Origin of the sequence: Streptomyces sp. NPDC058145, assembly GCF_042884245.1 — a bacterium.
GTDB lineage: Bacteria > Actinomycetota > Actinomycetes > Streptomycetales > Streptomycetaceae > Streptomyces.
The window spans coordinates 171,525-195,758 of sequence record NZ_JBHVUH010000004.1 but is presented as its reverse complement, the minus strand read 5'-3'; the positions used below and the strand labels follow the sequence as shown (position 1 = coordinate 195,758).

The following is a 24,234-nucleotide window of genomic DNA, read 5'->3' as shown; positions in this document are numbered from 1 at the left end:
GTTCATGGCCGCGCGAGTGCGGCCGGGTGCTGTCAGGGGTTGCCCGTCGAGACGTTGAGCTGGATCTCGACGTTCTTCGGGTCGACGTCCGTGCCGGCCTTCGGGAACTGGTCGATGATCGCGCCCTGGCCGAAGGTGTTCTCGTCGACGTCCTTGGTCGAGACGCGCCAGCCCGCGGCCGCCGCGCACTCCTTGACGGACTTGACGTACTTGAACCGGAAGTCCGGCAGCTCGATCTTCTTCGGGTCGTTGTACGACTCCTCGGGCTCCGTGCAGTCGGTCTCCTTGACCGTCTTCGACGTGTCCGGTCCCCGGTAACCCGCCGCGTGGGTCGACGCCGAGGGGCTGGGGTCGTTGCCGCCCTTGTCGTGCGTGCCGCCGCTGTTCAGGGTCAGCGCGACGATCAGGCCGACGACCGCGACGAGGGACACCACGATCGAGCCGATGATCACCGGCTTGTTGCTCTTGCCGCCGCCCCCGCCCGAGGACTGCACGGCCGTCTGGGGCGTGATGTTGTACGGCGGCGGGGTGGAGGGGGACTGCTGCCCGTACGCCGCCGGCGTCTGGTAGCCGCCCTGCTGGGGATAGCCGTATGCCGGGGCGGGCGCCGGGGTGCCGTACGGGTTCGGCTGGTAGGGCGTCTGCACCGGGCCGGTCGGCGCCGGGGCCGCCTGGTCGATGGGCGGGAACACCGTGGCGCCCACGCCCGCGCCGCTCTGCGTCGGCCCGGCACCCGGCACGATGCTGGGCGGGGCCGCCTGCAGCGAGGCGGCGACCCGAAGGCACTCGTCGCGCATGGACTCGGCGGTCGGGAAGCGCTCGTTGGGGTTCTTCTTCAGCGCGCGGGAGATCAGCGCGTCCACCGCGGGCGGCAGCGCGCGGTTGATCGAGGAGGGCGCGACCGGCACCTCCTGCACATGCGCGTAGGCGATCGCCAACGGGGAGTCCGCGTCGAACGGCAGCCGCCCGGTCACGAGCTGGAACAGCATGATGCCGACCGAGTACAGGTCGGAGCGGGCGTCCACGCCCCGGCCGAGGGCCTGCTCGGGCGAGAGGTACTGGGGGGTGCCGACGACCATGCCGGTCTGGGTCATCGAGGTGACGCCGGACTGCATGGCGCGGGCGATGCCGAAGTCCATGACCTTGACCACGCCGCGCTTGGTCATCATCACGTTGCCCGGCTTGATGTCGCGGTGCACCAGGCCCATCTCGTGACTGATCTCCAGGGCCGCCAGCACGTCCGCGGTGATCTTCATCGCCTTGTCGGCGGGCATCGCGCCGGACTGCCGGACGTCCTCGTCGAGGACCGAGCCCAGCGGCCGGCCCTCCACGTACTCCATGACGATGTACGGCATCGTCGTGCCGTCCAGCGCGTCCTCGCCGGTGTCGAAGACGGAGACGATGTTGGTGTGCGTGAGCTTGGCCACGGACTGGGCCTCGCGCCGGAACCGCTCACGGAAGGCCTGTTCCCGGCCCAGCTCGGAGTGCAGGGTCTTGATCGCGACCTGGCGGTCGAGCACGGTGTCGTAGGCCAGGTGAACCGAGGCCATGCCGCCCTGACCGAGCAGGTCGCGCAGCTGGTAGCGACCGCCGGCCAGCGTCCGCCCCGCATACCGCTCCTGTGCGCCGTCCTGGCTCATCTCTCCGCGTCCCCCACTGGCCGTCCGGCGCCGTCGCTGGGCGAACATGCCTTGATCGAATGTGTCATTCCCGGCCAAGTCTGCCCGAGGGCACTGGCACGTCAAGCTCGGTGCCCGATCCGTGACCGTACGCGAAAGAAGCGTCGCGTAAGCGTTACAGCGGACGTACGAGCAGTGCACAGAATTTGCACGAGAGCGCGTGCTAGGGGTTTCATGACCGGTCCGTCTCAGGCCGGTTCCGGTTCCGGTTCCGGACCGGAGGCGGACGCGGAGGCTGTAGCGTGGCCGACGGAGACCGTAACAACACCGCGCGCACCGCGGGCAGAAACGACGGCGAGGACCGATGGCACAGACGCACAGCGCCCAGGGCCCGTCCGACCCCGAGGCGACTGGCGGCGGCATGTCAGAGACGCCCGAGATGTGGGGCAACGGCGGGCTTGTCGGCGACGGCCGGTACCGGCTGACCCACCGGCTGGGCCGGGGTGGCATGGCCGAGGTGTTCGCGGCCGAGGACGTCCGTCTGGGCCGCACGGTCGCGGTCAAGCTGCTCCGTGCCGACCTGGCCGAGGACCCGGTCTCCAAGGCCCGCTTCACGCGCGAGGCCCAGTCGGTGGCCGGACTCAACCACCACGCGATCGTCGCCGTGTACGACTCCGGCGAGGACGTCGTGGGCGGCCAGTCGGTGCCGTACATCGTGATGGAGCTGGTCGAGGGCCGCACCATCCGCGACCTGCTGCTCAACGCCGAGGCGCCGGGCCCCGAGCAGGCCCTGATCATCGTGTCCGGCGTGCTGGAGGCGCTCGCCTACTCGCACCAGCACGGCATCGTGCACCGCGACATCAAGCCGGCCAACGTCATCATCACCGACAACGGCGCCGTGAAGGTGATGGACTTCGGCATCGCCCGCGCGTTGCACGGCGCGTCGACGACGATGACGCAGACCGGCATGGTGATGGGCACCCCGCAGTACCTCTCCCCCGAGCAGGCGCTCGGCAAGGCCGTCGACCACCGCTCCGACCTGTACGCGACCGGCTGCCTGCTGTACGAACTCCTCTCCCTGCGTCCCCCGTTCACCGGTGAGACCCCGTTGTCGGTGGTCTACCAGCACGTCCAGGACATCCCCACCCCGCCCTCGGAGGCCTCCGACGCCTGCCCGCCAGAGCTGGACGGCCTCGTCATGCGCTCGCTCGCCAAGGAGCCCGACGACCGGTTCCAGACCGCCGAGGAGATGCGCGGCCTGATCCAGTACAGCCTGCAGATGCTGTACGAGCAGGGCGGCCACACCGGCACCTGGAACACCGGACCGGTGAACACGCATGACGGCCGGCACGCCCCGGCGGCCGGCTTCGCGGGGACGGCCGTGATGCAGCACCCCGGCGACTTCGGCGCCGGCACCGCGCAGATCCCGCAGCCGATCCTGCCCGGCGGCTACGGGGGCGGCGACGAGGGCGGCTTCGAGGGACACGGCAACCGGGGCAGCGGCCGCGGCAAGCTGTGGATCCTCGCCGTGCTCGCCGTGATCGCGATCGCGGCCGGTGTCGCGCTGGCGCTCAACCACAACAACGACGGCGGTGGCGGCGGGACCACGCCGACGCCGACCCACTCCAAGGCCACGAAGGACGAGACGGCCTCCGAGTCGCCGTCCGACGACAACACCGACCAGCCCACGGACTCGACCACCGACAACGGGACGGACAACGGCAGCGGTTCGAACTGGGGGACTCCGTCGTACACCCCCTCGTACACTCCGTCCCAGCCGACCACCGCCGACCCGAGCGACGAGCCGTCGGACCCGGAGCCCACCCCGTCGGAGCCGTCGGACCCGACGGACGGCGGCACGGACGCGGGGACCACGGACGGCACCGACGGCGGTGCCACGGCGGGCTCGGACGGGGGCGTCACACCCTCCGCCCCGGTGTCGCCCTGAGACACCCCGGCTGAAACCACTCCCACGCGCGCGGGCGAGCCACGGCTCACCCGCGCGCGTGGCGTTTCCGCGCCCCTGGGGCCCTCACCCCGCGAACGCGTCGCACACCGCCTCGTACTCGCGCGTCCACCACACCGCGAGCGCCGAGGCGGCCGGGAACTGACAGTCCGCGCGGGTGTCCCCGCGCTCGTAGTGCCAGCGCAGCATCCAGAAGTCGTTCAGCCGCTCCCACCACACCCGGTGCACGGCCGCCGCCAGCTCGGAGGGCGTGGCGCGGGCCGCGCGCCGGTACGCGCGCGCGTACGCCCGCACCTTCGGCAGATCGAGCGCGCCCGCGGGCCGTACGAAGAAGATCGCGGCGGCGCGTACGGCCTCCTCGGCCCGGGGCTGCACGCCCAGCCGGTCCCAGTCGACGATGGCGGCCGGGCCGTCGTCCCTGTACAGCAGGTTGAAGGGGTGGAAATCGCCGTGCACCCAGCCGACCGGGCCGCCGCGCGGCGGCCGCCGGCCGGCGTGCTGCTCCAGCAGGGCGCGGCGCTCCAGGAGCCGGTGGCGGGCGAGCTCGTCGAACGCGTCGGCGGGGCGGTGGCGGCGTACGTGGCCGAGCAGCTCGTCGATCAGGGCGAAGGTGTCGGCCGGGTCGGCGCTCTCGACCGGATGCGGTCCGGTCGCCGGGCGGGTGCGCCCCTTGGGCGGCATCACCCGCTCCAGACAGGCGTGTACGGCGCCCAGGAGCGCCCCCAGGCGTGCGCTCTCGGAGCGGGTGAGCTGGCCGCCGTGGCGGTGCCGCCCGTCGATCCAGGGGTGCAGGGCGTAGGCGTGGCCGCCCACGACGGCGACCGTGCGGCCGCCGCGGTGCGCGAGCGGCTGGGCGACGGGGACGCCGAGGTCGGCCAGGCGCTGGGTGGCCCGGTGGCGACGTTCGATGGCGGCCGGGTCGGCGGTGTCCGGATCGAAGTGGTGCTTGAGGAAATAGCGGCCGCGGGTGGTGCGTACCCGGTAGCCGCGGTTCAGCAGGCCTTGGTCGACGGGTTCGCAGGCGACGGCGGTACCGGCGGCGTACAGGCGCAGCAGGGCGCCCAAAGGGGGCGCGTGCGGTACAGGGGGTGGTACACAAAAGCGCGGCACGCGCCAGATGTTAGGGCACGGAAAGACCCCGTGAGCTGCGGCTTGTCACAGCCAGTCATCGACGATCGCTTTTGGTCACAGGGTGCACAGGGGTGAACCGCGCCCCGGGTGTCCAGGTTTTCGTCTCGGATGATGAGACCGCCCAACGGTCATATCCGGAATTCTCACCTTTCGCCCGCGAGGGGCGAGTCACAAGTCGACTCTTCCCGTGTCCGGGGTCGCCGGGATAACGTGCCGTTGCTCCGGCCTCCTGCAAGGCTGTGACCAGCGACCTTCCGCCGCCTGCGGATTTACTTGGAAATCCAAGCAAAAACGCAGGTCAGGAGGGGTTTCACAGATATGTGGAGCACTGGGTAACGTAAAAGCCGCAGGGCGCTCGCCGGGGCACCTGTCACGCCTGTTCCCGGCCGAGTGGCACCCACCCCGTGCCCGGTGGTCGAGAACAGGTGAGCCGCACTGGCCTACCGGCAACCCTGGGGGCCGGAACGACGGAGGAGCACACGTGACCGTGGACAGCAGTGCCGCGCGCAAGCCGCGACGCAGCGCCGCAGGCAAGGCCGGCACCACCGGCACCAAGCGCACCACCCGCACCACCCAGAAGAGCACCGACCCGGAGCTGGTGCAGCTCCTGACGCCCGAGGGCAAGCGGGTCAAGAACGCCGAGTACGACGGCTACGTCGACGGGATCACCCCCGACGAGCTGCGCGGCCTGTACCGCGACATGGTGCTCACCCGACGCTTCGACGCCGAGGCCACAGCGCTGCAGCGCCAGGGCGAGCTGGGCCTGTGGGCCTCGCTGCTCGGCCAGGAGGCCGCACAGATCGGCTCCGGCCGGGCCCTGCGCGACGACGACTACGTCTTCCCGACCTACCGCGAGCACGGCGTCGCCTGGTGCCGTGGGGTCGACCCCACCAACCTGCTCGGGATGTTCCGCGGCGTGAACAACGGCGGCTGGGACCCGAACGGCAACAACTTCCACCTGTACACGATCGTCATCGGCTCCCAGACGCTGCACGCCACGGGATACGCGATGGGCGTGGCCAAGGACGGCGCCGACTCGGCCGTCATCGCCTACTTCGGCGACGGCGCCTCCAGCCAGGGCGACGTGGCCGAATCGTTCACCTTCTCCGCGGTCTACAACGCGCCGGTGGTGTTCTTCTGCCAGAACAACCAGTGGGCGATCTCCGAGCCCACCGAGAAGCAGAGCCGCGTGCCGCTCTACCAGCGTGCCCAGGGCTTCGGCTTCCCGGGCGTGCGCGTGGACGGCAACGACGTGCTGGCCTGTCTCGCGGTGACCAAGTGGGCGCTGGAGCGCGCCCGCGACGGCGAGGGCCCCACCCTGGTCGAGGCGTACACCTACCGCATGGGCGCCCACACCACCTCCGACGACCCCAGCCGTTACCGGGGCGACGAGGAGCGGCAGGCCTGGGAGGCGAAGGACCCGATCCTGCGCCTTCGCCGGTTCCTGGAGGCCTCAAACCACGCGGACGAGGGATTCTTCGCGGAACTCGAGGCCGAGTCCGAGGCGTTGGGCAGGCGAGTGCGCGAAGCGGTCCGTGCCATGCCGGACCCGGACCACTTCGCCATCTTCGAGAACGTGTACGCGGACGGGCATGCGCTCGTCGACGAGGAGCGAGCCCAGTTCGCCGCCTACCAGGCGTCGTTCGCGGACGCAGAGGGGGGTCACTGAGATGGCCGAGAAGATGGCTCTTGCCAAGGCGATCAACGAGTCGCTGCGGCGCGCTCTGGAGACGGACCCCAAGGTCGTCGTCATGGGTGAGGACGTCGGCAAGCTCGGCGGTGTCTTCCGGGTGACCGACGGCCTGCAGAAGGACTTCGGCGAGAGCCGGGTCATCGACACCCCGCTCGCCGAGTCGGGCATCGTCGGCACCGCGATCGGTCTCGCACTGCGCGGCTACCGCCCGGTGGTGGAGATCCAGTTCGACGGCTTCGTCTTCCCGGCCTACGACCAGATCGTCACCCAGCTCGCGAAGATGCACGCCAGGTCGCTGGGCAAGGTCAAGATGCCCGTCGTCATCCGCATCCCCTACGGCGGTGGCATCGGCGCGGTCGAGCACCACTCGGAGTCCCCCGAGACCCTGTTCGCGCATGTGGCCGGCCTGAAGGTCGTCTCCCCGTCGAACGCGTCGGACGCCTACTGGATGATGCAGCAGGCCATCCAGAGCGACGACCCGGTGATCTACTTCGAGCCCAAGCGCCGCTACTGGGACAAGGGCGAGGTGGACCCGGAGGCGATCCCCGGCCCGCTGCACAAGGCGCAGGTGGTGCGGGAGGGCACGGACCTGACCCTGGCCGCCTACGGTCCGATGGTGAAGCTGTGCCAGGAGGTCGCGAACGCGGCCGCCGAGGAGGGCAAGTCCCTGGAGGTGCTGGACCTGCGCTCGGTCAGCCCCCTGGACTTCGACTCCGTCCAGACCTCGGTGGAGAAGACCCGCCGCCTGGTCGTGGTCCACGAGGCGCCGGTGTTCTTCGGCTCCGGCGCGGAGATCGCCGCCCGGATCACCGAGCGGTGCTTCTACCACCTGGAGGCCCCGGTGCTCCGGGTCGGCGGCTACCACGCCCCGTACCCGCCGGCCCGCTTGGAGGAGGAGTACCTGCCGGGTCTGGACCGGGTGCTCGACGCCGTCGACCGTGCCCTGGCGTACTGAGGAGAGGGTTCGTGACGACGATGACGGAAGCATCCGTACGCGAGTTCAAGATGCCCGACGTGGGCGAGGGACTCACTGAGGCCGAGATCCTCAAGTGGTACGTCCAGCCGGGTGACACGGTCACCGACGGCCAGGTGGTGTGCGAGGTCGAGACCGCCAAGGCGGCCGTCGAACTCCCCATCCCCTACGACGGTGTGGTCCGCGAACTGCGCTTCCCCGAAGGCACCACGGTCGACGTGGGCACGGCCATCATCACGGTGGACGTGTCGGGCGGTGCGGCACCGCAGGCCCCCGCCGGGCAGCCGGAGACGGCCGCCGCCGCACCGGAGGCCCCGGAGGTGTCGGAGCCCGAGCCGACGGGCCGCCAGCCGGTCCTGGTCGGCTACGGCGTGGCCACCACCTCCACCAAGCGCCGTCCGCGCAAGGGCCCGGAGGTCACCGTCCCGGCCGCCGCCCAGGCGGTCCAGGCCGAGCTGAACGGCCACAGCGCCCCGGCGGTCCCCGCCCGGACCCGCCCGCTGGCCAAGCCGCCGGTGCGCAAGCTCGCGAAGGACCTCGGTGTCGACCTCGCCACGATCACGCCGTCCGGCCCGGACGGCGTCATCACCCGCGAGGACGTCCACGCGGCCGCGGCGCCGCAGGCCGCCGAGACCGCCGCGCCGGTCACGGCGACCCCCGCCGCCCCGGCTCCGGTCGCCGCGCCCACCGCCGTGACCCACGACGGCACACGCGAGACCCGGATCCCGGTCAAGGGCGTCCGCAAGGCGACGGCGGCGGCGATGGTCGGCTCCGCCTTCACCGCACCCCACGTCACGGAGTTCGTGACGGTGGACGTGACGCGCACGATGAAGCTGGTCGAGGAACTCAAGCAGGACAAGGAGTTCCAGGGCCTGCGGGTGAACCCGCTGCTGCTGATCGCCAAGGCGCTGCTGGTCGCCATCAGGCGCAACCCGGACGTCAACGCGTCCTGGGACGAGGCGAACCAGGAGATCGTGCTCAAGCACTACGTCAACCTGGGCATCGCGGCCGCCACCCCGCGCGGTCTGATCGTGCCGAACATCAAGGACGCCCACGCCAAGACGCTGCCGCAGCTCGCGGAGTCGCTGGGCGAGCTGGTGTCCACGGCACGTGACGGCAAGACCTCGCCGGCCGCCATGCAGGGCGGCACGGTCACCATCACCAACGTGGGCGTCTTCGGCGTCGACACCGGCACGCCGATCCTCAACCCCGGCGAGTCCGCGATCCTCGCGGTCGGCGCGATCAAGCTCCAGCCGTGGGTCCACAAGGGCAAGGTGAAGCCGCGCCAGGTGACGACGCTCGCGCTGAGCTTCGACCACCGCCTGGTCGACGGCGAGCTGGGCTCCAAGGTGCTGGCGGACGTGGCTGCGATCCTGGAGCAGCCGAAGCGGCTGATGACCTGGGTGTGACGGCTGTCGCCCGGGTGGTTCCCGAGCGCTGAGGGGGGTGGTCGCGACTTCGTCTCGCGACCACCCCCTCTCCCGTTCGGCCCCGACTGCGGCCGCCGCGGGCACGAAGTCGGTGCCGTCCAGTGCTGTGGCCGGAAAGGTTGCCGAGCCGGTGCACCCCTCCGGTCGCAGCACTAACGCGGGTGCGGACCGGATGCCGGATCCTCACGGAACCAGTGGCCGCCCGTGCTCCAGCCCAGCAGACGGCGGCCGGCGCCCCGGTCCGCCGGACAGGACCTGACGCAGTCCGGTGAGGGCGGGGGCGAGCCGTCCGGCGATGTGCCGGGGCTGCTGTGCGCAGTCCTCGGTGACGCGGTCCAGCGTGTGCCACTGCTGGTCCGGCGGGCACAGGGACAGGTGGAACACCATCTGCCGCCAGGCGTAGGCGACGTCCTTGATGGTGCCGAGCGGCCGCGGGTTGTGGTGGACGCGCCCGGTCAGCCGGCACACCGTGCCGAAGCAGCGCAGAGCCGACTCGTCCCAGCCGGCGCCGGGATCGATGCCGACCCGGTGGACCAGGGTGGCCAGGTTGTGGGTGGTGAGGATCTGCGCCTGCTCGATCACCGTGCCGTTCCCCGCGACCCAGGAGCCGGACCGCCCCGTGCCCGGTGCGAACTCCGCCGCCCGCTGCCGGCACAGCGCGGCGAACCCGGGAGACGTACGGGCCCCCTGGGACCGGCGGGCGGAGTCGGCCGCCTCGATGACGGCGAGGTTGCGCACCGCCGCGTAGTCGATGGCGTAGTACCGCTCGTACAGCGAGCCTCCGCCGAGGAGTTCGGCAGCGACACGTGCGGCGGTGAGGAACTTCGGGGTGAACGTGCCCATGAAGATGTCGGCCGCCAGCTCCTCCACGAAGGGCGCGCCCAGCTCGGCCCGGCGGGCCAGCACGGACAGCTCCCGGATCAGCGGGTTGGGCAGGATCGTGCCGGGGAAGGCGCGCACCGCGAGCCCGCCCAGCTGCCGCAGCGCCCCGGCCGCGGCCTCGTCCGTCCCGGAGCCGGCCCGCTGGGCGGCGACGGCCCGCACCCACGGCAGTTCCTCCACCCGTACCTGCCGCTGGAGGTCGAACAGCAGCAGGGAGCGCCGGTTGCGGAACGCGCGGTAGTGGGCGGCGGCGAGCGACCGCAGGGCCGGGTCGCGGTAGGCCTCGGCGGTGGTGGCGGCGACGAGCTGGGGGACCAGCTCGGCCAGGACCTCCGCCGACGGTACGACGCCGCGCTCCACGAGCGTGTCGACGGGCGCGCTGAGCGCGGCCTCGACGGGCCGGCGCACGGCGGCCGGGACGACCGCGCCCGCGGGCACACCCGTCTCGTCCGCCTCCCGTTCGGTCACCGGGGCCACGATGGGCTCCACCTCGCCGATCCCTCCGTCCTGCGGCAGGCCGGACAGGCGGCCCAGTACGACGCCGGCCAGCGCGTGGTGGGAGGGCAGCGCGGCGTGGGCGGCCTGCCGCAGGCGCAGGGCGGTGTGCTCGGCGGAGCCGGGCCGCCCGCGCCGCCGGACCATGGAGGCGACGGCGTGCCGCAGCAGCCCGAGTCGCCGCGGCGCGAGCTTCCGTGCGGCGACGGCGTCCTCCAGCGCGCCGCGCAGGATGGCCAGGTTCTCCCTGGACCTCAGATGCTTGGTGCAGTGCGTGTGGCGCCGGGCGAGGTCGCGGTAGCGGCGAAGCAGCGCGGTGGAGCGGGCGTGCCACGGGTCGGCGGGGCCGGGGACGCGTATGTGTCCCTGCTCGTCGGTCACCTCCAGCCAGTGCAGCAGCAGTTCGTCGCCGAAGGGGTGCCAGACGGCCAGGGCCTCGCGCTGCGTCTCCACCGCTGTGCTGGGCCGGCGGGCGGCGAGCGCCGCGCGGGCGTCGGCGACGGTGGAGCGGTGCACGGCGTCGGGCCGGGGCGCGGGCCGGTCGGACGGCCGCGGGCCGAAACGGAGCCGGTCCGCGAACGGCGCGAGCTCCTCCACCAGGTCGAGCGCGGCCGCCGGCTCCCCGGCCCGGACCAGCCAGGCGACGGTGAGCAGCGCGGCCTCCTCGGGAACGGTCACCTCGTAACGGCCGCTGTCGAGAAGGCCGAGGAGATGCGCGAGCCCGTCCTCGGACAGGAAGTGCGCGAACAGCGCCCGCCGGGTCTCGGGCACACCGGCGTGACGCGCGGTGGCGATCTCGTGGTCGAGCAGCGGGCCGCCCGCGCTCGGCTCGCCGGTGGCGAAGCCGCCCCGGACCACCTCGGGTGTGACCCAGGCGGGGAGGCCGGCGACGGGCGTGCGGGAACCGATCGTCAGCAGGCCGTTCGCCATGCCGTCCAGCACGGCACGCCACCTGCGGCCGCGTTCCGCGCCGCGCCGGCGGGTCTCCGGGTCCGGGTGGACGGCGGCCGTACGGAACGCGGCGGCCAGCTGACCGGCCGCGTATCCGGGGTTCGCCTGGGCAAGGTGCTGCTGCTCAGCGTCGTCGTTCATAGCCGACATGGCGGGTTCCGCCCCCGCGCCCTCCGGGTGAAGAGCCCGGTGCTCTGCTGCTGAGCTACACGTCGATGGGCCGACAGTAGGTGGCGGGCCTGCGCCGCCACAAAGGGTTTTCGGGTACGGGGCAGGGTCGTCACGACCGCTGAGCACCTACCCTGACGACGCGTCAGGGACGCCTCCGGGTTGAGGTGGGGGAGTCACCGATGTGGCCGGTGGGGCGCGGGCGGCACGCTGGTGGCATGTCGGAAACCACTGCCGCTCGCCGCGGTCTCTCTCTCGTCCGCCGCCTTGCCGCCCCCGTCGCCGCCGCCGCTCTCCTGGCGGGCGTGGCCGGCGTCTGGGCATCGGGTGTCGCCTACTCCGCACCCGCCGCCGGCACCCGGTCCGCCACCGGGTTCGGTGACTGCCCGGCGCTTCCCGAGGGCGTGGACCCGGCACGCTGGAGATGCGAAGTGCACACGGCCGCACCGAAGCTGACCATGGGCGAGGTCTCGCTGCCGCTCGCCCCGATCACCATGACGCACGCCGAGGGACCCCTGCCGGACGGCACCAACGGGCAGGTGTGGGGCGCGATGCACAGCGTGCCGACCGCCGTGCCGGGCGGCCTGACCGGCACCCCGGCGGGTGAGCACGCCCCGGGCCTGGGCCTGGCGATACGGCCGGAGTACGGCGGGCGGTCGGACTTCTACACCGGGGGCTCAGCCTGCGCTTCCGGCTGCTGAGCCCTCTGCTGCCACGCGGTTGCGCCATCGGCGCGAGCGAGCCGGTCGATTTCCGGGTGAAGCGTTCGGGGCCCTCGAAGTGGGTCTCCCAGGATCCGCCGGTGATCGAGTTCTCGGCGTACGACGACACCTTCACGGCGCCCGCGCCCGAACACTGCGGACCGCTGACAGGCCCCCTCGGCAGACGCCTGGGCCTCCCGGCGGCCACCGGGAACCTGATGTCCTACGACGCCTCGTACACCTTCAAGACCTACGACCAGCTCATGTAGGGGCGTCCGTCCCGGCGTCGGCCCGCACGCGAAAGGGGCCCGCCGCGGGTGTGCGCGACGGGCCCCTCTCCGCTGTGCGAGTGTCAGCTGATCCTGGCGTAGGCGTAGTTGACGAGCTTCTTGACGTCCGACGTGCGGTCGGTTGCCGAGGGTGCGGTCATCACGGCGCCCGTGATCGACTTGCCGTTCAGCGTGGCGGCGAAGACGAGGCAGTACTTGGCCTCGGTGCCGGAGCCGGTCTTGACGCCGAGCACACCGTTCCAGCCGAGCAGGGTGTTGGTGTTGGTCCAGGTCCCCATCGTGCGCGTGGCGCCGGAGCTCGCGATCGTCTTCGCCGTGTACGACTTGGTCTTCACGACGGACTTGAACGTGGAGCTCTTCATCGCACTGCGGGCGAGCAGCGTCAGGTCCTTCACCGACGAGTAGTTGGTGCCGTTGCTGATGCCGTCGAACGAGTCGAAGTGCGTGTTCGTCATGTTGAGGTTCTTGGCCGTCGTGTTCATCTTCGAGATGAACGACTTCACGCGCGCGTTGACCGTCGTACCAGAGCCGAACTTGTCGGCGAGGGCCATGGCGGCGTCGCAGCCGGACGGCAGCATCATCCCGTACAGCAGCTGACGGACGGTCACCTTGTCACCGACGATCAGGTGGGCCGACGAAGGGTAGCCCTTGCGGACCATGTAGTCACTGATCGCCTTCTTGATCGTGACCTTGGTGTCCAGGTTCAGGTTCGACTGCGAGAGCACGACCTTCGCGGTCATGATCTTTGTGGTGGAGGCGGTGAGCCGGTGGGTGCTCTCGGACTTCTTGTAAAGGGTGGTGCCGGTCGCGCTGTTCATCACGTACCCGCTCTTGGCGGTGATGGTGGGCGTCGTGAGGGCCTGCGCGGGCGCAGCGGTGAGGGCGCCGGTGGCGAGCAGTGCACCAGTCGTGACGGCGACGGCGGCAGCTCTGCGGACGCGGGTGCCCTTAATGCCGGTAATCAAAGCGATATACCCCGATTGTCTGGAATGCCCCTGATATGCGGCCGAGTTGAAATGGCGAGCGAGTGGGGCCGCACGAGTGTGACACGTAAGTAGCACAGAAGGTTGTGCGGCCGCTGGGGGCGATTTCCGTCACGTCCGCATGGTGGACGCGACCCTTCTTGCGTACGTGTTGTATCTATCCTGTGGGCATGGCCACGCCCGTGAAGCAACCACCCGCCGCCGACCGCGTCTACGCCCACGTCAAACAGGGCGTACTCGACCGCCGTTACGAGGGCGGGACGCTGCTCACCGAGGGCGAGCTGGCCGAGGCCGTGGGCGTCTCGCGCACACCCGTCCGGGAGGCGCTGCTGCGGCTGGAGACGGAGGGCCTCATCAGGCTCTACCCGAAGAAGGGCGCGCTGGTCCTGCCGGTGTCGGCGCAGGAGATCGCCGACGTCGTCGAGACCCGGCTGCTGGTGGAGGAGCACGCGGCGCGCAAGTCCGTCCCCGCGCCGCCAAGTCTGCTGGAACGGCTCGCGGAGCTGCTGGAGAAGCAGAAGACGCAGGCCGCCGCCGGTGACTTCGCCGCCGCCGCGGTGACCGACCGGTGCTTCCACGCCGAGATCGTGCGCAGTGGCGGCAACGAGATCCTCTCGCGGCTGTACGACCAGCTGCGCGACCGCCAGCTGCGGATGGGGGTCGCCGTCATGCACTCGCACCCGGACCGGATCGCCAAGACGCTCGCCGAGCACGAGGAGATCCTCCAGGCCCTGAGCTCCGGTGACGCGGAGGCGGCCGTCGGGGTCGTGCACCGGCACGTGAGCTGGTTCTCGCACCTCGCGCGGGGTGAGGTGCGATGAGCAGCGCCACCCTGCCGGGTGACCCCCCGGGCGGCCGTCGCGCCGTCGCGGTGTGGTCGATCGGCGTCTCGGTCTACTTCGTCGCCGTCATCTTCCGCACCTCCCTGGGCGTGGCCGGCCTGGACGCGGTCGACCGCTTCCACGTGGGCGCCTCGGCGCTGTCGACCTTCTCGATCCTCCAGCTGCTGGTCTACGCCGGCATGCAGATACCCGTCGGCCTGCTGGTCGACCGGCTCGGCACCAAGAAGGTGCTGAGCCTTGGCGCTGTGCTGTTCACGCTGGGCCAGCTCGGCTTCGCCTTCTCGCCCTCCTACGGCATGGCGCTGGCCTCGCGTGCGCTGCTCGGCTGCGGTGACGCGCTGACCTTCATCAGCGTGCTGCGCCTCGGCACCCGCTGGTTCCCCGCCCGGCGCGGACCGCTGGTCGCGCAGCTCGCCGGCCTGGTGGGCATGGCCGGCAACCTGGTCTCCACCCTGCTCATCGCCAGGCTGCTGCACGGCATCGGCTGGACCGCCGCGTTCGCGGGCAGCGCGCTGGCCGGTGTGGTCGTGCTCGTCCTGACGCTGGTGTTCCTGAAGGACCACCCCGAGGGGCACGAGCCCGCACCGTCCGCCCACCAGGGCGCGGTCTACGTCCGCCGGCAGATCGCGGCGGCCTGGCGGGAGCCCGGCACCCGGCTGGGCATGTGGGTGCACTTCACCACCCAGTTCCCGGCGATGGTCTTCCTGCTGCTGTGGGGCCTGCCGTTCCTGGTCCAGGCGCAGGGCCTCAGCCGCGCCACGGCCGGCGAGCTGCTCACCCTGGTCGTGCTGTCCAACATGGTGATCGGCCTGGTCTACGGCCAGATCGTGGCCCGGCACCACGCGGCCCGGCTGCCGCTGGCGCTGGGCACGGTGGCCGCGACCGCGCTGGTGTGGGCGGTGACGCTCGCCTACCCGGCCGAGCACGCGCCGATGTGGCTGCTGGCGGTGCTGTGCGCGGTGCTCGGTGCCTGTGGCCCCGCCTCGATGCTCGGCTTCGACTTCGCCCGCCCCGCCAACCCGCCGGAGCGACAGGGCACCGCCTCCGGCATCACCAACATGGGCGGCTTCATCGCCTCGATGACGACGCTGTTCGCGGTCGGTGTGCTCCTGGACGCGACCGGCGACGACTACACGGTGGCCTTCTCCGCGGTGTTCGTCCTGCAGGCCCTCGGCGTCAGCCAGATCCTCCGCCTGCGCGGCCGGGCCGCCCGCCGGGAGCGTGAGCGCCTGGTGGCGAGCCGGGTGGAAACGGTCCACGTGCCCGCGTGAACCGTGTGTCCGGCGAGCGCCCGGTGCGGCCCGCCGGGCGCGTCCGGCGTGGGCCCGTGGACGACTCCCGGAAGCGCGTCAGCGGGCCACGGGTATCAGTGTGAGGTAGGCGAGGCCGAGTACGCCCCGGTAGGCCATCCACTGTGCCCGGTGCCGGTCGAGGCGGTCGCGGACCGCGGCGGCGGAGGGGTGTTCCGGGTGCCCGGCGAGCCACACCTCGGTGTCCGCCCGGTACGCGGACTCGAACTCCTCCCACTCCTCCCGGCTCGCGGTCTGCGTCCACTCGGGCCGGAAGCCGGCCTCGACGGCGAGGTCGAGCAGGGTGCCCAGGTCGCAGTGATCGCCGGCGGACGCCTCCGGCCACATCCGAGCCAGCTCGTGCGGGGCCGGAGGGCGCTCCCAGAAGCCCTCGCCGAGCACCACCCGCCCGTCCTCGGCCACCAGCCGCCGCAGCTCGCGCAGCGCCTCGGCGGTCGGGGAGGCGGCCGTGCTCAGCGCCTGGCTCGCGCCCAGGCACAGCACCAGATCGGCGGGTCCGCGTCCCGTGCCCAGCGCGGACTCCTCGGCGAACTCCACGCGGTCCGTGAGCCCGCGAGCCCCGGCGTTCCGCCGCCCGCGGGCCAGGTCCTCGCCGTCGACGTCGACGCCGACCCCCTGCGCCCCGGGTACGGCCTCCAGCAGGCGGAGCAGCAGCTCGCCCCAGCCGCAGCCGATGTCCAGGACGGTCCGGGGCCGCGTGGCGGCCAGCCGGTGGACCATCGCCGTCGCCCGGGCGTCGGAGAGGGGTCCGTGGAAGGTGAGGCGGGTGAGCCGGGGCGGGCCGTCGTGGTCGGTCATGCGGGGCACGTTAGTGAGTCGGGCGGCGCCGGTCACCGGAATATCGCGCCCCCGATGCCGCCGTACGCCCCGGCTCCGCGAGCCGCATGCGTTCCGCGTTCAGCGAGCTCCCCCGTGCGGTGCCCCTCGCGTTCAGCGAGCAGCCCTCCGCTCCGCGAGCAGCCCGCGTTCCGCTACGGCGTCACCTTGAGGTTCCGCAGTATGGCCGCCGTCAGCTCGGGGTCGCCCTCCGTCTTCACCCGGTCCGCCACCGCCTCCGGGGTCACCCGGCCGCAGGACAGGCGGACGTAGGTCTCCCAGTCGAGGGTGAGGGTGGCCGCCGGGCCGAGGGCGGGCGCGGTCTCCAGCGTGCCGCGGCCCTGGATGTCGACCCGGATCGTGCGCAGGAACTCGACGGGCCCGTGCACGTCGAAGACGATCGCGGAACTGCGCGGCGCGCTCGCGTCCTTCGCGACGACCCTGGGCAGCGCCTCCAGCAGCATGTCGCGGGCGATGTGGGCGCCCGGCGAGTCGAGGTTGCCGGGGCGGGCGAGGGCCGCGCGCAGGTCCTGCTCGTGCACCCACACGTCGAACGCCCTGGTACGCATCGCCCGCTCGAGGGTGACCTCGGTGCCCATCGGGCCGCGCACCTTGGTGCCGGGGTCGCGGGACTCGTTGCGCAGCTGGCGGTTCCTGCGGATGACGGTGTACTCCAGCTCCGCCGTCATCTCCGGCGCCGTGTGGTGACGGCGGACGTCGACCTGCATCTCCATGTAGCGCTGGTGCTCGTTGGTGACGTGGAAGAGGTCGCGGGGCAGGGTGTGGATGGGCCGCGGGTCGCCGAGCATCTCGCAGTCCAGGCCGATGACGTGCGAGACCACGTCGCGGACGGACCAGCCCGGGCACGGGGTCCGCCGGTTCCACTCGGCCTCCGGGAGCGGCTGCACCAGCTCGGATATCGCTTCGATGGAGTGGGTCCAGGCGTCGGCGTAGGGCTGGAGGGTGGGATGCAGACTCACGGAACGGGACCCCTCGGCGGTCGGTACACGGGCAGGTTGTGGCGGCGTTGCCGGCGGACGGTGGCTGCACTCGGCGGGTGTCGTGGCACTCCCCCGGCTCTCGACTTCGCTCGAGCGGGGGACCCCCAAGTTACGCTGCTCCGAGGCACCCCGGCAGTGCTTTCGTGTGACGATCGTAGGCCTGTATGGACGACTCGAATGCCAGGACGGTGGTAGTGTGCGCGCCTCGCTGATCCAGATCGCCGTGGACGAGGGCGAATCAGTGGCCTCCCGACGGCGGCGGACGGCCGCTCTGATCCGGGAGCAGGCCGGTTCCGACCTCGTGGTCCTGCCGGAGCTGTGGACCACCGGCGCCTTCGCCTACGAGGAGTTCGGCGCGGAGGCCGAGCCGCTGGAGGGACCGACGTACGAGGTGATGGCCAAGGCGGCGGGCGACGCGGGCGTGTGGCTGCACGCCGGCTCGATCCCGGAACGCGATCCGGACGGCCCCCTCTACAACACCTCTCTCGTCTTCTCCCCCTCCGGTGAGCTGGCCGCGGCCTATCGCAAGATCCACCGCTTCGGCTTCGACAAGGGCGAGGCCGTGCTGATGAGCGCGGGACGGGACGTGGTGACGGTCCGTCTGCCCGGTACCACCCTCGGCGTCGCCACCTGCTACGACCTCCGTTTCCCCGAACTGTTCCGCTCCCTGGTCGACGCGGGCGCCGAGACGCTGGTGATCCCGGCCGGCTGGCCCGAGCGGCGGCGTGCGCACTGGACGCTGCTGGCGCAGGCGCGGGCGGTGGAGAACCAGGCGTTCGTGCTCGCCTGTGGAACGGCCGGGACGCACGCCGGAGTTCCGCAGGCGGGTCACTCGATCGTGGTCGATCCGTGGGGCGAGGTGCTCGCCGAGGCGGGCGCCGGCGAGGAGGTCCTCACGGTGGAGTTCGACCCCGGCAAGGTGGGGGCGACCCGCGAGCAGTTCCCGGCCCTCAAGGACCGCGTAATGGGGCTGGAACCGCCACGCCACTGAACCGGTGCGCCAGCGGGCGGCTGAATCAGGAGGCGGGTGCGCCACCTGGGCCGTCGAGCCGTTGGAAATGGGGCCACGGCCGGGGTCCCCACCCGGCCGTGGCCCCGCCTCAGTCCTCGCGCTCCTTCTCAGCCAGGTGGATCACGCACACCGCCACCGCGATCAGCAGCGCCGGGTCCGCGTCCTCCCGTACGACGTCGACGCCGTACGTCTCCCGGACGTGCAGCCGGCGCCGGGAGATCACGGCGAGGAGTTCGTCGTCGTACTCGACGGCGAACTCACGGTCGAGGATCTTGCCGCTGACGTCCAGCTCGGTGCCGTCGGCCAGGGACACCCGGTAGTGGTTGCGCAGCAGGGACAGCCGTTTGCGGCGGATCGTGGCCAGGCCTTCGCCGTCCCGTTCGATCACCATGGTGTCGCGCAGGGCGAACATCTTCTGGTGGATGTCGATGAGGACGCGTCCCTGGGTGTCCTTCAGCTCGAAGGTGTCCCGCAGCCGCATGGCCTTGCCGTCGACGAGGAACACCTTCTGGCCGTGCTCGTCCTCGATCCAGTAGTCGTCACCGATGCCGAGGAGCCGGTCGCGTACGAGGAATCTCATGCGCTAACCGTTCCCCGGCACCGGGCAGTCGTCACAAAGCCGCCCCTGAGCAGGGGAACCTTCACACGCCGTAGCCGTCGGTGTAGCCGTCGCGGGCGTGATGGTGGTGGTGGGGTTCCTCCTCGACCACCGGCGTCGGCGGCACCACGACCCGACGGCGCCGTGCGATGCCGCTGAACGTGGCGATGCCGATGAGCCCGACGGCCATGAAGATGATCCCGACGAGGTCGAGGTTGACTCCCTGCATGTGCCAGTCCGTCGCGAACGTCAGGATGGCACCCAGGGCGATGAGGATGATGCAACCGCCGAGGCCCATTGTCGTCGCCTCCCCTTCCGGTTCCGGAATCTCCGGTGCCGTCCGGGTACCCGGAGCCATCCCGAACATGTGTGGGACGGCTCGTGACGGGTGTTCAACGACCGTGCCGGGGCGGCCGGACTCAGTCCTCCAGGAACGCCACCAGCGCGTTCGCCAGCAGGAACGGGTCGTCGGCGCCGCACAGTTCACGCGCGCTGTGCATCGACAGGATCGCCACGCCGATGTCGACGGTCCGGATGCCGTGCCGGGCCGCGGTGATCGGGCCGATGGTGGTGCCGCACGGCATGGAGTTGTTGGACACGAAGCTCTGGAACGGGACGCTCGCCCGCTCGCAGGCGGCGGTGAACACCGCGCGGCCCGAACCGTCCGTGGCGTAGCGGTTGTTGACGTTGACCTTCAGGATCGGCCCGCCGTTGACCCGCGGGTGGTGCGTCGGGTCGTGCCGCTCGGCGTAGTTGGGGTGGACGGCGTGGCCGGTGTCGGAGGACAGGCAGACGGTGCCGGCGAAGGCGCGGGCCCGGTCCTCGTACGAGCCGCCGCGGGCGAACACCGAGCGCTCCAGGACCGAGCCGAGCAGCGGGCCGTCCGCGCCGGTGTCCGACTGGGAGCCGTTCTCCTCGTGGTCGAAGGCCGCCAGCACGGGGATGTGGCCGAGCGCGGCGCCGGAGGACGCGGCGGCGGACAGGGCGGCCGCGCCGGCGTGCACGGACAGCAGGTTGTCCATCCGGGGGCCGGCGACCAGTTCGCGGTTCCGGCCGAGGTAGGCCGGCGCCTCCACCGGGTGCACCATGAGGTCCCAGCCGGCCACCGAGCCCGCCGCCAGGTCGGTCTCTTCCTCCAGGAACGCGATCAGGTCGCCGTCGCGCAGGTCGTCGCCGAGTCCCCACACGGGCTGCAGATGACGCTGCTTGTCGAGCTTGAGGCCCTCGCTGTTGACCGCGCGGTCCAGGTGGATGGCGAGCTGCGGCACGCGCAGCAGCGGGCGGTTCACGTCGACGAGGACCGTGCTGCCGTCGCGCAGGGTGAGCCGGCCGGCCAGGCCCAGGTCGCGGTCGAGCCAGGAGTTCAGCAGCGGGCCGCCGTAGATCTCCACCGCGACCTGCCGCCAGCCGTGGGCGCCGGTGTCGGGCAGCGGCTTGACCCGCAGGTTCGGCGAGTCGGTGTGCGCGCCGATGATGCGGAAGGGGGTGTGCGGTGCGGCGCCCTCGGGGACGTACCAGGCGACGATCGCCCCACCGCGCAGCACGTACTTGCCGCCGCTCGTTCCGTCCCAGGCGTCCGTCTCGGCGACCTGCCGGAAGCCCGCCTTCTCCAGCCGCTCGGCGGTGTTCGCCACGGCGTGGTACGGCGACGGGCTCGCCGCCAGGAAGGACATCAGGTCGTCGGTGTGGCCGCGGTCGAAGCGGGCTGGTGCGCTCATGGGCTTACCTTAACGACGTGCGTGGGCCCGCCCCCGGTACGGGAGCGGGCCCACGTCTGCGAGCAGTGGATGCGGAACCGGTCGTCCGGCGCGCGGCCGGACCGGGGCCGTCCTAGAAGGCGGCCTCGTCCAGCTCCATCAGGTCGAGCTCCACGTTCTCCGAGATCTTGCGGGACAGGGTGACGCCCGGCAGGACGTTGGCCGCGAAGAACTTCGCCGCCGCGATCTTGCCGGTGTAGAACGCCTTGTCCTTGGCGGAGGCCGTCTGCAGCTTCTCGGCGGCGATGGCGGCGCCCTTCAGCAGCAGGTAGCCGACCACGACGTCCCCGGAGGCGAGCAGCAGGCGGCTGGTGTTCAGGCCCACCTTGTAGATGTTCTTGACGTCCTGCTCGGTGGCCGCGAGGTCGGTCAGCATCAGACCGACGATGGCCTCCAGCTCGACCGCCGCCTTCGCGAGGTGCTCGCGGGCGCCCGCCAGCTCCTCGCCGCCGGTGCCGAGCGCCAGGAACTTCTTGATGTCCTCGGCGAGCGAGTTCAGCGCGGCGCCCTGGTTTCGGACGATCTTCCGGAAGAAGAAGTCCTGGCCCTGGATGGCGGTCGTGCCCTCGTACAGGGTGTCGATCTTGGCGTCGCGGATGTACTGCTCGATCGGGTACTCCTGCAGGAAGCCGGAGCCGCCGAAGGTCTGCAGCGACTGGGCGAGCTGCTCGTAGCCCTTCTCGGAGCCGTAGCCCTTGACGATGGGCAGGAGCAGGTCGTTGAGCGCGTGCTCGGTCTTGGCGTCCTCGCCGTTCGCCTCCTTGACCGCGATGGCGTCCTGGATCGAGGCCGTGTAGAGGACGAGGGCGCGCATGCCCTCGGCGTACGCCTTCTGCGTCATCAGCGAGCGGCGTACGTCGGGGTGGTGGGTGATGGTGACCTTGGGCGCGGTCTTGTCCATGAAGTTCGCCAGGTCCGGGCCCTGGACGCGCTCCTTGGCGTACTCCAGGGCGTTGAGGTAGCCCGTGGAGAGGGTGGAGATCGCCTTCGTGCCGACCATCATGCGGGCGAACTCGATGATGCGGAACATCTGGCGGATGCCGTCGTGCTTGTCACCGATCAGCCAGCCCTTGGCGGGGTGCCGGTCGCCGAAGGTCATCTCGCAGGTGTTGGAGGCCTTCAGACCCATCTTGTGCTCGACGTTGGTGGCGTAGACGCCGTTGCGCTCGCCCAGCTCGCCGGTCTCGAAGTCGAAGAGGTACTTCGGGACGAGGAAGAGGGACAGGCCCTTGGTGCCGGGGCCGGCACCCTCGGGACGCGCGAGCACGTAGTGGAGGATGTTCTCCTCCATGTCGTGCTCACCCGAGGTGATGAAGCGCTTCACGCCCTCGATGTGCCAGGAGCCGTCCTCCTGCTGGATCGCCTTGGTGCGGCCGGCGCCGACGTCGGAGCCCGCGTCGGGCTCGGTGAGCACCATGGTGGAGCCCCAGGTCCGCTCCACGGCGATCTGCGCGATCTTCTTCTGGACCTCGTTGCCCTCGTCGAAGAGGATGCCGGCGAACGCCGGGCCGGAGGAGTACATCCACACGGCCGGGTTCGAGCCGAGGACGAGCTCGGCGTAGGCCCAGATCAGGGACGGCGGAGCCGTCGTGCCGCCGATCTCCTCCGGCAGGCCCAGACGCCAGTACTCGGACTCCATGAAGGCCTTGTAGCTCTTCTTGAAGGACGCCGGGACGGGCGCGGTGTTCGTCTCCGGGTCGAAGACCGGCGGGTTGCGGTCCGCGTCCGTGAAGGACTCGGCCAGCTCGTTCTCCGCGAGGCGCGTCAGCTCCTCGAGGACGCTCTTGGCGGTGTCCGTGTCCATCTCGCCGAACGGGCCGGTGCCGTACAGCTTGTCGCGCCCGAGCACCTCGAAGAGGTTGAACTCGATGTCGCGGAGGTTCGGCTTGTAGTGCCCCATGGTGACGGCTCCGTATCGGACTCGGCGAGGCACTGACTCCTCGCATCTGGTTCACGTACCAACAAGTAGCTATGATGATGCTACCCGTCGGTAATAAGACGCAAGCCCGATTCCGTCATCTGTGACTGAGTACTCTTCTGCGCATGTACGGATACGGCCAGCCCATGGACGGTGGCGCCGCTCAGCAGAGTTACGTCCCCCCGCAGCAGGGCGGTGTCGGCGGGTACGGCCAGCAGCCGCCGCTCTATCCGGAGCCGTCCCCACCCTCGCTCGCGGACGCGGTGCGCGCCTTCACCACCGGACAGATGCCCGCCGAGGACTTCCAGCAGATCTTCGCCACGTCGAAGGTGTACTGCCCGCGCGGCGACACCCCGGGCTTCCTCGCCCTGCACAACACCCAGCAGCCGGTGATCCCGATGTTCACCTCGCTCAAGGAGCTGCGCCGGTACGCGGGCAAGGAGTCCAAGTACTTCGTGATCACCGGCTCCGAGGTGATCGACCTGCTGCCGAGCGGCTACGGATTCGTCCTGGACATGGAGGGTGAGCACCGGATGGTGTTCGACGCCAAGGCGGTCGAGCAGATGGTCGACTTCGCCATGCGCCGCATGTACGGCGGCTGACCCGCACCCCGCTGCGAGCCCGGAGGGAATGCCCTCCGGGCTCGTTCTGTTGTGGGGTGGTAGAAAGTTCAACGCTCAACTAAACTGAGCGTACAAGGAGGTACCGACCATGCCTGCAGTGACCGTCGAGAACCCGCTGACCCTGCCCCGCGTGACCGCTCCCACCGACGCGGTGGCACGGCCCGTGCTCGCCGTCACGACCGCCCCGGGCGGTTTCGAGGGTGAGGGCTTCCCGGTGCGCCGGGCGTTCGCCGGGATCAACTACCGGCACCTCGACCCGTTCATCATGATGGACCAGATGGGTGAGGTGGAGTACGCGCCGGGCGAGCCCAAGGGCACCCCCTGGCATCCGCACCGCGGCTTCGAGACCGTCACCTACATCATCGACGGGATCTTCGACCACCAGGACTCCAACGGCGGTGGCGGCACCATCACCAACGGCGACACCCAGTGGATGACCGCGGGCTCGGGCCTGCTGCACATCGAGGCCCCGCCGGAGCAGCTGGTCATGTCCGGCGGTCTCTTCCACGGCCTGCAGCTGTGGGTGAACCTTCCGGCCAAGGACAAGATGATGGCGCCGCGCTACCAGGACATCCGCGGCGGCAGCGTCCAGCTGCTGACGAGCCCGGACGGCGGCGCGCTGCTGCGCGTCATCGCCGGCGAGCTGGACGGCCACGCGGGCCCCGGCATCACGCACACGCCGATCACGATGGTCCACGCGACCCTCGCCCCGGGCGCCGAGATCACCCTGCCCTGGCGCGAGGACTTCAACGGCCTCGCCTACGTCATGGCGGGCCGCGGCAGCGTCGGTGCCGAGCGCCGTCCGGTCCACCTGGGCCAGACCGCCGTCTTCGGCGCGGGCGGTTCCCTGACGGTCCGCGCGGACGAGCGGCAGGACTCGCACACCCCGGACCTGGAGGTCGTCCTCCTCGGCGGACAGCCCATCCGTGAGCCCATGGCGCACTACGGTCCGTTCGTCATGAACACCAAGGAAGAGCTGATGCAGGCCTTCGAGGACTTCCAGAAGGGCCGCCTCGGCACGGTCCCGGCCGTCCACGGCATGACCCCGAACGGCCCCCAGGCCTGACCCGTCCCA

21 protein-coding genes and 1 tRNA gene are annotated in these 24,234 nt (G+C 71.2%); 11 read left to right on the top strand and 11 right to left on the bottom strand.

Translation table 11 applies throughout. The annotated features are described in order from the left end of the window. Nucleotides 1–32: 32 nt before the first annotated feature. Nucleotides 33–1,640, bottom strand: a complete 1,608-nt coding sequence (locus ACFVVO_RS10850; protein WP_390053683.1) for a protein kinase — start codon at nt 1,638–1,640, stop codon at nt 33–35. Nucleotides 1,641–1,983: 343 nt separating this feature from the next. On the opposite strand from ACFVVO_RS10850, the gene ACFVVO_RS10845 reads away from it, so the two are divergent. Beyond that, nucleotides 1,984–3,567: a protein kinase gene (locus ACFVVO_RS10845; RefSeq protein ID WP_390053682.1), complete on the top strand. Its 1,584-nt coding sequence runs from the start codon at nt 1,984–1,986 to the stop codon at nt 3,565–3,567. Between the two features lie 84 nt (nt 3,568–3,651). Here ACFVVO_RS10845 and ACFVVO_RS10840 read toward each other — a convergent pair whose 3' ends face one another. Next, nucleotides 3,652–4,650 (bottom strand): phosphotransferase, encoded by a 999-nt coding sequence (locus tag ACFVVO_RS10840; RefSeq protein ID WP_390053680.1) that lies wholly within the window; start codon nt 4,648–4,650, stop codon nt 3,652–3,654. 547 nt (nt 4,651–5,197) lie between these two features. Between ACFVVO_RS10840 and pdhA the strand changes: the two genes are divergently transcribed. From pdhA to ACFVVO_RS10825, 3 genes are read left to right on the top strand one after another with little or no spacing between them, the layout of a single operon-like run. Next, entirely contained in the window at nt 5,198–6,385 is a 1,188-nt protein-coding gene (pdhA, locus tag ACFVVO_RS10835) for a pyruvate dehydrogenase (acetyl-transferring) E1 component subunit alpha (RefSeq protein WP_390053676.1), read from the top strand. 1 nt (nt 6,386) lies between these two features. Continuing rightward, nucleotides 6,387–7,364 carry an alpha-ketoacid dehydrogenase subunit beta gene (locus ACFVVO_RS10830; protein WP_390053675.1) on the top strand — a complete coding sequence of 326 codons (978 nt, stop codon included), beginning with the start codon at nt 6,387–6,389 and terminating at the stop codon, nt 7,362–7,364. Between the two features lie 11 nt (nt 7,365–7,375). Then, on the top strand, nt 7,376–8,791 hold the full coding sequence (locus ACFVVO_RS10825; RefSeq protein ID WP_390053673.1) for a dihydrolipoamide acetyltransferase family protein: 1,416 nt from the start codon (nt 7,376–7,378) through the stop codon (nt 8,789–8,791). Nucleotides 8,792–8,995: 204 nt separating this feature from the next. Here ACFVVO_RS10825 and ACFVVO_RS10820 read toward each other — a convergent pair whose 3' ends face one another. Next, nucleotides 8,996–11,281, bottom strand: coding sequence for a hypothetical protein (locus ACFVVO_RS10820; RefSeq protein WP_390053671.1), 2,286 nt, complete (start codon nt 11,279–11,281; stop codon nt 8,996–8,998). 2 nt (nt 11,282–11,283) lie between these two features. Continuing rightward, nucleotides 11,284–11,355 (bottom strand) — tRNA-Lys (locus tag ACFVVO_RS10815). 171 nt (nt 11,356–11,526) lie between these two features. Between ACFVVO_RS10815 and ACFVVO_RS10810 the strand changes: the two genes are divergently transcribed. Both ACFVVO_RS10810 and ACFVVO_RS10805 read left to right on the top strand, forming a co-directional pair. Continuing rightward, nucleotides 11,527–12,009 carry a hypothetical protein gene (locus tag ACFVVO_RS10810; RefSeq protein ID WP_390053670.1) on the top strand — a complete coding sequence of 161 codons (483 nt, stop codon included), beginning with the start codon at nt 11,527–11,529 and terminating at the stop codon, nt 12,007–12,009. 101 nt (nt 12,010–12,110) lie between these two features. Beyond that, complete coding sequence (locus ACFVVO_RS10805; RefSeq protein WP_390053668.1) at nt 12,111–12,278, top strand: hypothetical protein; 168 nt, start codon at nt 12,111–12,113, stop codon at nt 12,276–12,278. An 83-nt stretch (nt 12,279–12,361) separates the two neighbouring features. On the opposite strand, the gene ACFVVO_RS10800 is transcribed toward ACFVVO_RS10805, so the two are convergent. After that, complete coding sequence (locus tag ACFVVO_RS10800; protein ID WP_390053666.1) at nt 12,362–13,264, bottom strand: D-alanyl-D-alanine carboxypeptidase family protein; 903 nt, start codon at nt 13,262–13,264, stop codon at nt 12,362–12,364. Nucleotides 13,265–13,452: 188 nt separating this feature from the next. On the opposite strand from ACFVVO_RS10800, the gene ACFVVO_RS10795 reads away from it, so the two are divergent. Together ACFVVO_RS10795 and ACFVVO_RS10790 are read left to right on the top strand one after the other, a co-directional pair. Further along, complete coding sequence (locus ACFVVO_RS10795) at nt 13,453–14,103, top strand: GntR family transcriptional regulator (protein WP_390053665.1); 651 nt, start codon at nt 13,453–13,455, stop codon at nt 14,101–14,103. Further along, entirely contained in the window at nt 14,100–15,395 is a 1,296-nt protein-coding gene (locus tag ACFVVO_RS10790; RefSeq protein WP_390053663.1) for a nitrate/nitrite transporter, read from the top strand. Before ACFVVO_RS10795 ends, ACFVVO_RS10790 begins: the two co-directional genes overlap by 4 nt. A gap of 78 nt (nt 15,396–15,473) precedes the next feature. Here the strand turns inward: ACFVVO_RS10790 and ACFVVO_RS10785 are convergent, their stop codons facing one another. Then, nucleotides 15,474–16,232 (bottom strand): SAM-dependent methyltransferase, encoded by a 759-nt coding sequence (locus tag ACFVVO_RS10785; RefSeq protein ID WP_390053661.1) that lies wholly within the window; start codon nt 16,230–16,232, stop codon nt 15,474–15,476. Nucleotides 16,233–16,405: 173 nt separating this feature from the next. Then, on the bottom strand, nt 16,406–17,230 hold the full coding sequence (locus ACFVVO_RS10780; RefSeq protein WP_390053659.1) for a maleylpyruvate isomerase family mycothiol-dependent enzyme: 825 nt from the start codon (nt 17,228–17,230) through the stop codon (nt 16,406–16,408). 217 nt (nt 17,231–17,447) lie between these two features. On the opposite strand from ACFVVO_RS10780, the gene ACFVVO_RS10775 reads away from it, so the two are divergent. Beyond that, entirely contained in the window at nt 17,448–18,242 is a 795-nt protein-coding gene (locus tag ACFVVO_RS10775) for a carbon-nitrogen family hydrolase (protein ID WP_390053657.1), read from the top strand. 109 nt (nt 18,243–18,351) lie between these two features. Here the strand turns inward: ACFVVO_RS10775 and ACFVVO_RS10770 are convergent, their stop codons facing one another. The 4 genes from ACFVVO_RS10770 to ACFVVO_RS10755 all read right to left on the bottom strand — a co-directional run bounded on the left by ACFVVO_RS10770 (nt 18,352) and on the right by ACFVVO_RS10755 (nt 22,518). Beyond that, nucleotides 18,352–18,843 (bottom strand): LURP-one-related/scramblase family protein, encoded by a 492-nt coding sequence (locus tag ACFVVO_RS10770; RefSeq protein ID WP_390053655.1) that lies wholly within the window; start codon nt 18,841–18,843, stop codon nt 18,352–18,354. Nucleotides 18,844–18,904: 61 nt separating this feature from the next. Beyond that, nucleotides 18,905–19,159 carry a DUF6458 family protein gene (locus ACFVVO_RS10765; protein ID WP_351662053.1) on the bottom strand — a complete coding sequence of 85 codons (255 nt, stop codon included), beginning with the start codon at nt 19,157–19,159 and terminating at the stop codon, nt 18,905–18,907. A 121-nt stretch (nt 19,160–19,280) separates the two neighbouring features. Then, the gene (locus ACFVVO_RS10760) at nt 19,281–20,579 is read right to left on the bottom strand and encodes a M18 family aminopeptidase (protein WP_390053653.1); all 1,299 of its coding nucleotides are present in this window, start codon (nt 20,577–20,579) and stop codon (nt 19,281–19,283) included. 112 nt (nt 20,580–20,691) lie between these two features. Next, nucleotides 20,692–22,518 (bottom strand): acyl-CoA dehydrogenase, encoded by a 1,827-nt coding sequence (locus ACFVVO_RS10755; protein WP_390053651.1) that lies wholly within the window; start codon nt 22,516–22,518, stop codon nt 20,692–20,694. A 143-nt stretch (nt 22,519–22,661) separates the two neighbouring features. On the opposite strand from ACFVVO_RS10755, the gene ACFVVO_RS10750 reads away from it, so the two are divergent. After that, nucleotides 22,662–23,138 (top strand): SseB family protein, encoded by a 477-nt coding sequence (locus ACFVVO_RS10750; protein ID WP_390053650.1) that lies wholly within the window; start codon nt 22,662–22,664, stop codon nt 23,136–23,138. Nucleotides 23,139–23,247: 109 nt separating this feature from the next. Continuing rightward, nucleotides 23,248–24,225: a pirin family protein gene (locus ACFVVO_RS10745; protein WP_390053648.1), complete on the top strand. Its 978-nt coding sequence runs from the start codon at nt 23,248–23,250 to the stop codon at nt 24,223–24,225. The last annotated feature ends 9 nt before the right edge of the window (nt 24,226–24,234 follow it).